This is a genomic window from Flavobacterium reichenbachii (genome assembly GCF_002217435.1).
GTDB classification, from domain to species: domain Bacteria; phylum Bacteroidota; class Bacteroidia; order Flavobacteriales; family Flavobacteriaceae; genus Flavobacterium; species Flavobacterium reichenbachii.
Genome location: NZ_MUHF01000001.1, coordinates 457,132 through 470,529, shown reverse-complemented (window position 1 = coordinate 470,529; position 13,398 = coordinate 457,132). Strand labels below are relative to the sequence as shown.

Genomic DNA, 13,398 nt, shown 5'->3' with positions numbered 1-13,398 from the left:
TATCTAATTATCAAATTGACACATTATCTAATTGTTTTTTATTCTTGAAAAAAGCATCGAACATTTGAAACATTTATTAAATTTGTTCGACTAACTATTTTACAAGCTGCAAAAATAGGGTATTTTAAAATATGGCGAAAGTAAAATATTATTACGACTCAGAAAATCTGGCTTATACAAAAATAAAAACCAGAAAGAGAATCAAAATTGGTTATGCTGTACTGTTTTTGTCTGCTTCAGCATTATTTGGTTTTTTAGTTTTTATACTTTTAATCAACACTCCTTATTTCGAAACTCCAAAAGATCGATTACAAGCACGGGAAATTGAGAATTTGAAACTTCAATATGCCATTTTGAATAAAAAAATGGATGGTATCGATGAAGTTGCAGAAGCATTAGAAGATCGGGACAACAACATATACAGGGTTTATTTTAATAAAACTGAAATTCCTGATTCTATAAGAAAAGCAGGTTTTAGAGATCAGTTGAGGTATAAAAAATTAGAAGGTTACAATAATTCTCAACTGGTATTAAACACCACAAAACGAATTGATAAAATATCTAAACAATTGGCAATTCAATCCAAATCATTAGATGAAATTCTGAAATTGGCGAGTACAAAAAAGAATTTATTATCGGCTATTCCGGCAATTCAGCCCGTGCGAAATGAAAATTTAAAACGAATGGCTTCCGGATTTGGATACAGAACCGATCCTTTCACGAAAGTGCGAAAAATGCATAACGGAATGGACTTCACTGCCAATACAGGTTCGCCGGTTTATGCCACAGGCGATGGTGTTGTAGAAAGAGCAGATGCCGCTGCGTCTGGTTTTGGAAATCACGTCGTAATCAGGCATGGTTTTGGATATGAGAGTTTATACGCGCATTTGAGCAAATATAACTGCAGACCCGGACAACATGTCAAACGAGGAGATGTAATTGGATACGTAGGAAGCACAGGAAGATCTGAAGGACCGCATTGTCATTATGAAGTGCATAAGGATGGAAAAGTTGTAAATCCGCTGAACTTTTATTACGGAAATATTTCGGCTGCAGAATATGTAGCGATTTCGCAATTGGCAAATCAGGAAAACCAATCATTAGATTAATAGTATAAAAAGTACTATTTTTGGAATAACATAGAATAAGAAAAAACAAATCATGCATATTGAGCTTTCAAAAGATAAAAGATATTATAGTATTGGCGAAGTTGCCAAAGCTTTTAATGTCAATGCATCATTGATTCGGTTTTGGGACAGCGAATTTGATATCCTGAAACCTAAAAAGAACGCCAAAGGCAACAGAATGTTTACACCAGACGACATTACCAATTTACAATTGATTTATCATTTGGTCAAAGAAAGAGGTTTTACGCTGGAAGGTGCAAAAACACATCTGAAAGAAGGCCAGAAGAAAACGTTAGATAAATTTGAAATAATACGTAAATTAGAATCTATAAAAACACAATTAAACGAAATTAAAAACGAATTATAAAAAATAATATTAAAATTATAAACCAACTTAAATCTAAACAAATATGAAAAAATGGTTAATCCCCGTGGGAATTATTGTAGTACTAGTTGCTATTATAGCTTTTTGGTCTATTGGAATTAAAAACAGTGGATTAAAATACAGCCAGGCTGTTAACAAAGAGTGGGGAAATGTACAAACGGCTTACCAAAGACGTAATGACCTGATCGGAAATTTAGTAAATACTGTAAAAGGAGCTGCTGATTTTGAAAAAGGAACTTTGACTGCTGTAATAGAAGCACGTGCAAAAGCAACTTCTGTAACAATTGACCCAAGTAATGTTACTCCGGAACAACTGGCACAATTTAACCAGGCTCAAAGTGGTGTTTCTTCGTCTTTGTCAAGATTATTAGTTTCTGTTGAACAATATCCAACATTGAAAGCAAATGAAAATTTCTTAAAATTACAAGATGAGCTGGCGAGTACTGAAAACCAAATTCTGACTGCAAGAACTCGTTTTAACGAATCTGTTCAGGAATATAACGGATATATTTTATCTATTCCAAACAAATGGTTCTTAGGAGAATACAAAGAGAAACCATATTTTGAAGCCTCTACAGGTGCTGATAAACCAGTAGAAGTAAAATTCTAAATCTAATTTTAACTCTAAAATAATTTCAATGTCAAAAGTAGAAGATTTTTTAACCAAACAGGAAGAACAAGAGATTGTTGAAGCTATATGTATGGCTGAAAAGAATACTTCTGGCGAAATTAGAGTTCACATAGAAAACACAACTTCTAAAGTCCATTTTGACCGGGCTTTAGAAGTTTTTCATGAATTAAAAATGAATGAAACGCAACTAAAAAATGGCGTTTTATTCTACTTTGCTGTAAGTGATAAAAATTTTATTATCTGCGGCGATAAAGGAATTAATGATTTGGTTGCTTCTGATTTTTGGGATATTACCAAAGACAAAATGACAGCTCAATTTAAATCAGGAAATTTTAAACAAGGAATAGTTGACGGCATTTTGTGTGCCGGAGAGCAATTAAAAAAATACTTCCCTTGGTCTGAAGGCGACACAAATGAATTATCTAACGAAATCTCTAAAGGATAAATAATGAATATTTCCAAAAATAAAACTTCACTTTCTAAAGGAATTTTTCGTTTGTCCTTTTTACTAATAGCCTTTTTTACAGTTAATTGCATTTTTGCACAATTTACAATTCCAAAAAAACCAAGTTTTCAGACTTCTGTTTATGATTATGCCAATATATTAAGTGCATCTGAAAAAAGCCAGCTGGAAGAAAAACTAATTCGTTATTCTGATTCTAGCACAACGCAGATTGTTGTTGTTACTATCGAAAGTTTAAATGGAGAAGATATCGGAATTCTTACTCCAAAATGGGGACAGGAATGGGGAATTGGAGGAACAGCAAAAAATGATAACGGTGTTTTAATTTTATTAGCAAAAAAAGAGAAAAGAATCTGGATTTCGCCAGGTTACGGTTTAGAAGATCGTTTAACGGCAGGTATTGGTGGAGAAATTACAAGAAATATCATTATTCCTGAGTTTAAAGCCGGAAGTTATTATGAAGGACTTAACAAAGGAACTGACGCGATAATTGATGTTTTTAAAGGGAAATATAAAGGCGAACGCAAACAGCAGTCTAAAGGAAAAGAATTTCCTATCTTTCCGTTTATTGCTATTGTAGTAATTGTACTTATTTTAATCTCTAGAAATAAAGGAGGACGCGGAGGCAATAACGGCAATAATAGCGGCGGAGGCCCAAGCCTGCTTGATGCTATTATCCTGAGTAATTTAGGACGAAGCAGCGGCGGAGGTTTTGGCGGATTTGGCGGAGGCTCTTCTGGAGGAGGAGGCGGATTTGGCGGCGGATTTGGCGGTGGAGGTTTCTCCGGAGGCGGATCTGGTGGAAGCTGGTAGGATTCTTTGAAGTCAAGTTTTTTAGTTTCAAATTTCAGGTTTAATTTAAAGCTGATTTTAGCTTACATTTGCAATTCATAATTAACAGTTTATAATTCATAATAATAAAATATAGATGTTATCACATAAAGCAAAATATGCCCTTAAGGCCTTACTTTATTTAGCAGAACAAGACGAAAATCACATTTCTAGAACGATAGAAATTGCGGATGGAGCCAACATACCAAAAAAGTTTTTAGAGCAGATTTTGTTAGATCTAAAACGCGGCCGTTTTGTGAGCAGTAAGCAGGGAAAATTTGGCGGATATTATTTGATAAAATCTAAAAATGAAATCACGCTGGCAGAAATTCACCGTTTATTTGATGGTGCAATTGCACTTTTGCCTTGTGCTTCTTTAAATTTTTACGAGCCTTGCTCCGATTGCAAAACCGAGTCTGAATGCAGTCTGCGTCACGGTTTAATGCTAATTAGAGATAAAACTTTAAAGGCAATGGAAGGCATCACAATAGCTTCATTGGTAAATAAATAAAAAAATATTTTCTAATTCCTAGTAAATCGATAGAATTAATATTTATATTTGCGCAAAATATTTAACTAACCATTTACAAAATTTAATCCATGAAAGTACATTTACAACCATCGGGTGTATTAGAAAATTTTTTGCAAAGAAATCAAAATAGCGGTTTAAAAGCTGCAAACCATGTTTCATTTAGAATGTGTATGTGCTGGTAAAAAAAATTTAATTTTAAATTCTACTAATCACATATAATTAATATAAAAAATGAAAACATCTATAAAAAATCTTTTTACTATACTTACAATTTTTACATTTTCAATCTCTTTCGCACAAAAAATAGAAGGAGTAGTTACTACAAATACCAACACTCCCCTAGAAGCCGTTAACGTAGTCATTAAAGGAACAACAAGCAGTACTACTACTGACCAAAACGGAAAATTTGTATTAGACACAAGAGGAAAACTTCCGCTTACAATTTTAGTTCAATATGTTGGATATAAAACTGCAGAAATCGAAGTTACTACTTTGGATGCACCACCATTAACCATTTTATTGAATGAAGAAAACGAACTTGGAGAAGTTGTGGTTTCTTCCAGACGCAGAATCGAAAAAGTTCAGGATGTACCTATTGCAGTTTCGGTAATTACTGGAAAACAAGCAGAACAAACTGGAGCGTTTAACGTTAATCGTATTAAAGAATTAGTTCCGTCTGTACAGCTTTATTCCTCAAATCCAAGAAATACAGGTATTAACATTCGTAGTCTTGGTTCTCCTTTTGGACTTACTAATGATGGTATTGATCCAGGTGTTGGTTTCTATGTAGATGGAGTTTACTACGCTCGTCCGGCTGCTACAACTTTAGATTTTATCGATGTAGAGCAAATTGAAGTTTTACGTGGACCGCAAGGATCATTATTTGGAAAAAATACTACTTCTGGAGCATTTAATATTACAACGCGCAAACCAAGTTTTACTTCTGGTGCAGACTTTGAAGTAAGTTACGGAAATTACAATTTTCTACAGGCAAAAGCATCTATTACAGGAGCTTTAGGCAAAAAAGTTGCAGGACGTTTATCTTTCTCTGGTACACAACGCGATGGTTTAATTGATAATGTTGCAACTGGAAGACCTACAAACACACTAAACAATCAGGGAATTAGAGGTCAATTACTTTTTACTCCTTCTGAAAGAACCAATATAATTTTGGCTGCAGATATTACAACACAACGTCCTGATGGATATGCGCAAGTTGTTGCTGGTGTAGCTCCAACTCAAAGAGCTGCTTATCGTCAGTTTGATGCAATCATCAAAGATTTAAATTATCAGCTGCCAAGCCAAAATGCTTTTGACCGTAAGATTGATCATGATACTCCGTGGCGTTCTGGACAAGATATGGGAGGTATTTCGTTAAATATTGACACAAAAATTGCAAACGGTACACTTACCTCAACTACAGCTTGGCGTTTTTGGAACTGGGATCCGTCAAATGATAGAGATTTTACAGGACTACAAGTATTGGCATTATCTCAAAACCCAACGAGACAAACTCAAATTACACAAGAAGTTCGTTATGCAGGACAGCTAACATCAAGAATCAGTGGTGTTGTTGGTGCATTCTTTATCGATCAAACTTCTCAAACTAATGGTACAGAAGAGTCTGGAAATGCACAATGGAGATTTGCTCAAAGTACTACAAGCGCATTATGGAAAACTCCAGGTCTTTTTGAAGGTTACGGAATTAAAACTGATGCCAACATTAGAGCATCGAGTGCAGCTGTATTCAGTCAAATCGACTGGGCTATTACAGACCGTTTACATATTTTACCAGGTTTAAGATATAATTTTGATAAGAAAGACGCGCATTATGCCCGTACAACATACGGAGGTCTTCAAACAACTGATCCAGCATTATTAGCATTAAAAAAATTAGTTTATTCTGATCAGGCTTTTGACTCAAGTATTGACAATACTGACTTTTCTGGAAACTTAACTTTAACGTATAAAGCTTCAGACAAAATCAATGCTTATGCAACTTATGCAAAAAGTTATAAACCAGTTGGTGTAAACGTAGCCGGACTTCCGACAAATTCTGCGGGACAGCCTTTATTGGATCTTGCTGTAATCAAACCAGAAAAAGTAAATCACTACGAAGTGGGTGTAAAAACTTCTCCATTTAAAAATTCAATATTAAATCTGGCGCTATTCAGAACAGAAATTAAAGATTTCCAAACGAATGTACAAGCTGCTGAATTAGGTGTAAACCGTGGATATCTTGCCAATGCAGATAAAGTAAGTGTAAAAGGTGCTGAGTTAGACGCAAGTTTTGTTGTAAACAGAAACCTGACTATTAATGCCGCTGCAACTTATACTGATGCAAAGTATGATAAATTTACAAATGCACCGCTTCCTTTAGAAGAAACAGGAGCTCCAGTATCATTTAAAGATGTTTCTGGAAGCAGTTTGCCTGGTGCATCAAAATGGGCAGGATCTTTGGGAGGTGAACTTTCTGACAGAGCAACTTTCTTCGGAAATGCTGGTAAAATTTTCCTGGCTGTTGATTCTTACGCTCGTTCTGAATTTTCATCGAGTCCATCTGCTTCAAAATATTTGGTAGTTCCTGGTTATGCAATTTTTAATGCTCGTTTAGGTTTCCGCGCTACGCAAGGTTTATCTATCCAATTCTGGGGTCGTAACCTTTTAAACAAAGATTATTACGAACAATTATTGCCTGCGGGAGGAAATACAGGTCAATATGCTGCTGTATTAGGAGATCAAAGAACGTATGGAATAACACTTAAATATTCACTATAAAACATAAAGTTTACCATAAAAAAACGAGATACATTTAAGAACGTATCTCGTTTTTTTTATGATTTTATTTATCTAATACTTTAAAAAGCAGAAAATTAGAAATCTCCTCTTTGTTTTCCTCTGCCTTTCTTTTCGCTAGAAGCAAAATTTCCTATTTTATAAGAAAGAGAAAACATTACATATCGTTTTAAAACGGTATTTTCTTCATCTCTAATAGAAGTTGCAGAAATAGTTCTCGTTGCACTTTGGTTTTGATTTAAAACATCATAAACTTTTATTTTTGCATAAACCTTTTTATCAAAGAATCCATAAGACAAACTGGTGTTCCATAAATAAAAATCTTTCTTAAAGTTCCCCGAAATATTAGAATTATAATTATATCCGAAATCGTTTCCAAAAATTAGATTTTCGGGCCAATATGTTGTTGTCTGCAGATTAATTCTGTGTACTACATTGGAGCTTGCATCTCGAGAATAATTCTCATACTTCGCTTCATTATAAGACAAACTGTAAGATGGAGAAATATTAAGCAATTGTCCGTATTCGTAAGTCACACTAACTTTTGGCGTAACTGTGGTTGTTTTTGCATTGTACACAAGCTCATTTGTAAATCCTTTATCAAAAGAATAACTTCCGTTTACACCAAAACTATATCGTAAAACATGAGCATCTCTTTTAATAGATTGATTCCAATTGGCACCTCCAGAGACAATATATGTTCCCGATATGTTGGCATATGTAGTGGTTCTTTTTCCGCTGTCATCAAAAACAGAAGTAGAAACAACATCATTATTATAATAATCTCCTCTTAGATTTAAGGTATAACCGGAACGAGTTCTGAAATCAAAATTTCTAAAATCAACTGCTGCACTATTTTTTTCAATAGGATTCAAATCAGGATTACCAATAACAGTATTCAAAGGATTTGTCAAATTTAGAACCGGCATTAATTGAGTTGCAGACGGAAGTGCATTTGAATAATCATATTTAAACGTTAGATTTTTTGATCTGTTGAACTTATATCGAACTTGAAAATTTCCAAATGGCAGTGCATATCTTTTATTCAAATCAGTTACTTGATTCAAATACAGCGAATGATTATCATATTCTATAATAGATGTTTTAGAATTTAGGTTGATGGTAAATTTATTTTTTTGAAGCGTGATTCCAACCTTTGGAGTAATTGAATTTCGTTTTGAACTTGTAAAGTTAGACAACGAGGCATTCAGATCTGAATAATCCTGTGTCAAAGCATCATAATTAAATGCTTTAAGATCATTTGATGAACTGTTCCAATCCAAATCTGATCCAAATCTAACTCGCAGCGAATCGGTTATAGGCTCCGTATACTCTAAATCTATACTATAAGAATCTGAATCTGCTTTATTTTTATTGTTTTGATTTCGCTCATCTTTGGGCTGATTGTCCTGATAAAAAATAGTTTCAGAAAGGTTGAAACCGTTAGAATCGCTTCTGGTATTCGTATTTGTAAAAACGAAACTTAAGTTACGAGATTTTTTTTCAAAAGCTTTATTAAAGTTAATACTGTTAGAAAAATTAGTGCTCGAATTCTCGTTTGATGATTCTGATTTGCTTTCGTTCAGTGCCAGTCCGTTTTCATCTTCAGAAGAAGTTGTTGAAGACGAATTACTGTTAGATCGGGACTGATTAAGGCTTGGAATTACAACAAGTCGAGTTGTCGGGTTAATTTTATATTCTAATTGAAAATTTACATTATTTCCTGTATTTTCACTTCGAGATTTAGAATCTGCATCCGTCAAAATATTTCCATCAGGCAGAAAACTAATCTGACTTGATTTGCTGTCGTTTTTATTAATCGAGTTAGAGAAGTTATAACTGCTCATAAACTCAATATCTTTGGTCCAGTCATCAGAATAATTAATTCCGGCCATATTAGACTGCGTTATTCCTTTTCCTCCCGATGAGCTTTGCGAATTCCCTTTGCTGTTTCTGCCTCCCCCCATATTATCAAAAACCTCATCCTGAGAAAAACCAGATGAATTAATATTATTTGAAGCCGCCAATATGCTGATTTTTTGTTTATTCTTGAAAAAATTTAAAATAGCACTGGTTTCGTAACGCTCATCAGAACCGTAACCTCCAATAATTTTTCCGAAAAAACCTTTATTTTTATTTTCGTCAATCGTAATATTTACGCTAGAATAATCTGATGTCGATTCTTGCTTAGAGAGTTCTTCCTTTTTTGTTTTAAAATCAGAAACCTGAATTTTTTTGATAATTTCTGCTGGGAGATTTTTTAAAGCAATTGCGCCGTCTTTATCAAAAAATGTTTTACCATTTACTAAAAACTGCGTTACTTCCCTCCCATTTACGGTGATTTTTCCGGTATTATTATCTACTTCAAAACCAGGAAGCTGTTTCAATAAAGTTTCTACATTAGAATCTGGGCGAACTTTATAAGAGGCTGCATTAAACTCCAATGTATCTTTTTTAATCGTTATAGGCGCTGCTTCGCTCTTTATAATAACTTCGTTTAAAGCATTGACATTTTCGAGTAAATATAGTTTTCCGAAATCTTTAGTTTCTAAAAGTGATTTTTGCTCTTCATAATAAACTTGATATCCCATATGATTTACCTTTATAAACACAGGTTTATCATATTTCTTCATATTGATTCTAAAATCACCGTTTTTATCGGTTGTAGCATATTCTATAATCGTCGAATCTTTTACAGTAGTAAAATAAACAGTTGCCAATTCTAAGGGCAGCTGCGTATTAATATCAATAACAGTTCCTTTAACAGTAATATCGTTCTGGGCATTTGCCGTGTAAGCAAAAAGTGTAAAAAGCAGATAGAAATGAAATTTGGTCATAAATTGGTTAGTTAGAATAGTTAGACTAAAAAAACCTAAAAAGGTTTAATTGTATTTTTTACATTTATTCAAATATAATGCCACAAAAATTAGTCTAAACTATTCGCCGGATGGTTTTATACATAAAAAAAGCCCCTAAAATGGGACTTTTTTTCTATTTTTCTCTGATATAAATATCGATTGGAACTCCTGAAAAATCCCAATTTTCTCTAATCTTATTTTCCAGATATCTCTTATATGGTTCTTTAACATATTGAGGCATGTTGGCAAAAAACACAAACTGAGGAGTCTGAGTTGGTAACTGCATACAATATTTAATTTTTACGTATTTACCTTTTGTTGCCGGCGGCGGATAAGCCTCAATTACCTTCAACATAAATTCGTTGAATTTTGAAGTAGGAATTCTTTGTTTTCTGTTTTCAAAAACCTGAACTGTAGCTTCCAGCGCTTTCAATAAACGTTGTTTTGTTAAAGCAGAAACGAAAAGAATTGGCACATCTGTAAAAGGCATTAATTCTTTTTTAATTTTTTCTTCGTAATCACGTGTCGACATGGTATCTTTTTCTACCAAATCCCATTTGTTTACCAAAATTACAACACCTTTACGGTTTTTCTCTGCAAGCCAAAAAATACTTTGATCCTGACCTTCAAATCCGCGGGTTGCGTCTATAACCAATATACAAATATCTGCATGCTCAATTGCGCGAACTGAACGCATTACAGAATAAAACTCTAAATCTTCTTTTACTTTAGCCTTACGACGGATTCCCGCAGTATCAACCAAGTTAAATTCAAAACCAAAACGGTCAAATTTAGTATCAATTGCATCACGAGTCGTTCCTGCAATATCCGTAACCATAAAACGTTCTTTACCAATTAATGCATTGATAAAACTTGATTTTCCAGCATTTGGACGACCAACAACAGCAAAACGAGGTAAAACAACTTCTTCCTGAACCGGCTCTGGTTTCTCTGGAAAAGAATCAATCAAAGCATCTAATAAATCTCCGGTTCCACTTCCTGAAATACTTGCAAATGTAAAATATTCTCCCAATCCAAGATTGTAGAACTCAACAGCATCTTTTTCACGCATTGCGTTATCAACCTTATTTACAGCCAATAAAACTGGTTTTGTTACTTTACGCAACAATTTAGCAACCGTTTCATCCATTGGTGTAATTCCTTCCTCTACATCAACAACAAAAATAATAACATCTGCTTCGTCGATAGCAAGCTCTACTTGTTTACGGATTTCACCTTCAAAAACATCATCCGATCCACGAATATATCCTCCGGTATCAATGACAGAAAACTCTTTTCCGTTCCACTCGCTTTTACCATAGTTTCTATCACGGGTAACCCCAGATACTGAATCTACAATAGCTTCTCTTCTTTGTATCAGCCTATTAAAAAGGGTCGATTTCCCCACATTAGGTCTTCCTACTATCGCAACAATGTTATTCATTTTTTTGAATTTTAGATTTCAGATTTAAAATTTTAGATTTCGTTTTTGACTAAACCACAATAAATTACAAATCAAAAATGCTTTATTTAAATTTTTTGCAAAGGTAGTTAAAAAAGTGACTATCCCGAAGCTTCGGGACTAAGTTTCTAAGTACCTAAGTTTTTATTGTTTTTTGTTTCAAGTTTGAGGTTTCACGTTTCAAGTTTTAGAACCCAGAAAGTATAATCAAAAAATTGAAAGTTATTTATTTTTTCAGGAGCTATTCCTGCTATCCGTTTCAATCTTTTGTTTCGCTAAAGCTTCACAAAAGGATTTCCACTTCTATCAGGGCTAGGGCAGTCATTTTCAATAGAACTATTTGTTCATCATTTCAAAATCCTGTCTTCGACTTCTTCTCAAACTATTTATCACAAACACTATAAATATACAATGGCCTTGCTCCCATTTGATAAGATGTAAAAGTTCCCTTATTTGATAATCTTAATGTGAATTTTTCTTTTGAATTAAAAAACTCAATTTCCCGGACTTTAATTTTCTGAGAAAGATTACTAATCGAATCAATTTTATAACCCGTAAATGAGAATGGTTTATCTCCAAAATCACAATAAGTCAATTCTTTTTTATCAAAATCAATATATCCTTTAGTTTCTGAATCACAGAACTTTCTATGATTCAATAAAAACTCCTCAACCTCCAATTCTGTATCAATTTTTATAAACGCTCTTTGAGGGTCAGTAAATAAATGATCTTCTACAGTATCTTGAGTAATAGCTACCAATTGTTTTTTATCTCTATATATTCTAAAATACAGTGTCAAAATCAGATTTCCGTCAACTGACATGGCATCAGCTCTATAATTACATGTTTTTTCAAGAATACGAAAAGGTTTTTTATCTTCATCAGTTCGAGCACTATAAATATCATCGAAGTCGTCTAAACTAAATTTATTTTTATAATCTATATAAAAAAAGCCTTTCTTCTTAAATTCGGTATCTCCTAGATATTCAGGAAATGGTTCATGCATTACGTTTTCATAAATTTTAAAATTGAACCATTCAATCCGATCATCAATTCCGTTAGAAAAACTTAAAACAGGATAATATCCATCCTTTACAAATATTGCAAGTCCATCATTTTTATCAACAAATTTATTGATATTGGCAGCTTTATTGGTGTGGAATTGCTTTATAAATTCTTTCAAAAACAATTTCACTTCTACATCTGAACATGCTGTGGTATCAAAGGACGCGACTGAATCTACTTTTGCAACTATTTCTGTCTTTTTCTTAACGGGAGCAGGTTTTACACTATCTTTCTTTGGTTGAAAGAAGAATGCTAAACCCACAATAACTATAAGTCCACAACAAATTGGTATGGAGTACTTGCTTGAAATTTGCATAAATTAAGATCTAAACGTTTTGGAAAACTACTGGTTATACCCAAAACGTTTCAGCATATTGGCATTGCTTCTCCAGTTTTTATTCACTTTTACAACTAGCTCAATGTGAATTTGTTTTCCGAAGAATTTCTCCAAATCTGCACGTGCATCTGTTCCTACCTTTTTCAAAGCAGCACCTTTATGCCCAATAATAATTCCTTTTTGAGTTTCGCGTTCTACCATAATAATCGAACGGATTCTGATGATTTTTTCATCTTCAAAGAATTCTTCTGTTACGATTTCAACCGCATACGGAATTTCTTTACTGTAATTCAACAAGATTTTCTCACGAATGGTTTCGTTTACAAAAAAACGTTCTGGTTTGTCTGTTAATTGATCCTTAGGATAATACGCAGGAGATTCTGGTAATAATTCGATAATTCTTCCAAAAACTTCCGGTACATTAAAATTCTGCAATGCCGAAATTGGAAAAATTTCTGCATTTGGCACTTTTTCTTTCCAAAAAGCGACCTGCTCTTCCAATTGTTCCTGATTAGAATTGTCAATTTTATTTAACAATAACAAAACCGGAATTTTAGCGTGAATGATTTTATTAAAGAAAGCTTCGTCTTTTAAGTCCTGCTCCCCTATCTCGACCATGTAAATTAAAATGTCAGCATCTTCGAAAGCCGATTTTACGAAGTTCATCATCGATTCCTGCATTTCGTACGCCGGTTTAATGATTCCGGGCGTATCAGACAACACCAATTGAAAATCTTCTCCGTTTACAATTCCTAAAATTCTATGACGTGTAGTTTGTGCTTTTGATGTAATGATTGATAATCGTTCTCCAACAAAGGCGTTCATCAATGTTGATTTTCCAACGTTTGGATTCCCGATGATGTTTACAAAACCTGCTTTATGTGACATTTGAGTATTATTTAATGTGCAAA

General features: G+C 33.6%; 11 protein-coding genes. 7 read left to right on the top strand and 4 right to left on the bottom strand.

From position 1 onward, the window contains the following. Positions 1 to 131 precede the first annotated feature (131 nt). The 7 genes from B0A68_RS02195 to B0A68_RS02165 all read left to right on the top strand — a co-directional run bounded on the left by B0A68_RS02195 (position 132) and on the right by B0A68_RS02165 (position 6,747). The gene (locus B0A68_RS02195; protein WP_035685068.1) at positions 132 to 1,109 is read left to right on the top strand and encodes a M23 family metallopeptidase; all 978 of its coding nucleotides are present in this window, start codon (positions 132 to 134) and stop codon (positions 1,107 to 1,109) included. A gap of 52 nt (positions 1,110 to 1,161) precedes the next feature. After that, positions 1,162 to 1,494 carry a MerR family transcriptional regulator gene (locus B0A68_RS02190; protein ID WP_035685071.1) on the top strand — a complete coding sequence of 111 codons (333 nt, stop codon included), beginning with the start codon at positions 1,162 to 1,164 and terminating at the stop codon, positions 1,492 to 1,494. Between the two features lie 43 nt (positions 1,495 to 1,537). Further along, entirely contained in the window at positions 1,538 to 2,122 is a 585-nt protein-coding gene (locus B0A68_RS02185) for a LemA family protein (RefSeq protein ID WP_035685074.1), read from the top strand. Between the two features lie 28 nt (positions 2,123 to 2,150). Beyond that, complete coding sequence (locus B0A68_RS02180) at positions 2,151 to 2,588, top strand: TPM domain-containing protein (RefSeq protein ID WP_035685077.1); 438 nt, start codon at positions 2,151 to 2,153, stop codon at positions 2,586 to 2,588. A 3-nt stretch (positions 2,589 to 2,591) separates the two neighbouring features. Then, the gene (locus B0A68_RS02175; protein ID WP_035685080.1) at positions 2,592 to 3,419 is read left to right on the top strand and encodes a TPM domain-containing protein; all 828 of its coding nucleotides are present in this window, start codon (positions 2,592 to 2,594) and stop codon (positions 3,417 to 3,419) included. 115 nt (positions 3,420 to 3,534) lie between these two features. Continuing rightward, a complete protein-coding gene (locus B0A68_RS02170) occupies positions 3,535 to 3,948 on the top strand; it encodes an RrF2 family transcriptional regulator (RefSeq protein ID WP_035685082.1) in 414 nt (137 codons plus the stop codon). A 252-nt stretch (positions 3,949 to 4,200) separates the two neighbouring features. After that, complete coding sequence (locus tag B0A68_RS02165) at positions 4,201 to 6,747, top strand: TonB-dependent receptor (protein WP_035685083.1); 2,547 nt, start codon at positions 4,201 to 4,203, stop codon at positions 6,745 to 6,747. Positions 6,748 to 6,842: 95 nt separating this feature from the next. Here B0A68_RS02165 and B0A68_RS02160 read toward each other — a convergent pair whose 3' ends face one another. The 4 genes from B0A68_RS02160 to era form a co-directional block, all read right to left on the bottom strand. After that, complete coding sequence (locus B0A68_RS02160) at positions 6,843 to 9,602, bottom strand: outer membrane beta-barrel protein (RefSeq protein WP_035685085.1); 2,760 nt, start codon at positions 9,600 to 9,602, stop codon at positions 6,843 to 6,845. 154 nt (positions 9,603 to 9,756) lie between these two features. Continuing rightward, positions 9,757 to 11,067 (bottom strand): ribosome biogenesis GTPase Der, encoded by a 1,311-nt coding sequence (gene der, locus B0A68_RS02155; protein ID WP_035685087.1) that lies wholly within the window; start codon positions 11,065 to 11,067, stop codon positions 9,757 to 9,759. Positions 11,068 to 11,467: 400 nt separating this feature from the next. Next, on the bottom strand, positions 11,468 to 12,466 hold the full coding sequence (locus tag B0A68_RS02150; protein ID WP_035685090.1) for a hypothetical protein: 999 nt from the start codon (positions 12,464 to 12,466) through the stop codon (positions 11,468 to 11,470). A 27-nt stretch (positions 12,467 to 12,493) separates the two neighbouring features. Next, positions 12,494 to 13,375, bottom strand: coding sequence for a GTPase Era (gene era, locus B0A68_RS02145; protein WP_035685094.1), 882 nt, complete (start codon positions 13,373 to 13,375; stop codon positions 12,494 to 12,496). Positions 13,376 to 13,398 lie beyond the last annotated feature (23 nt).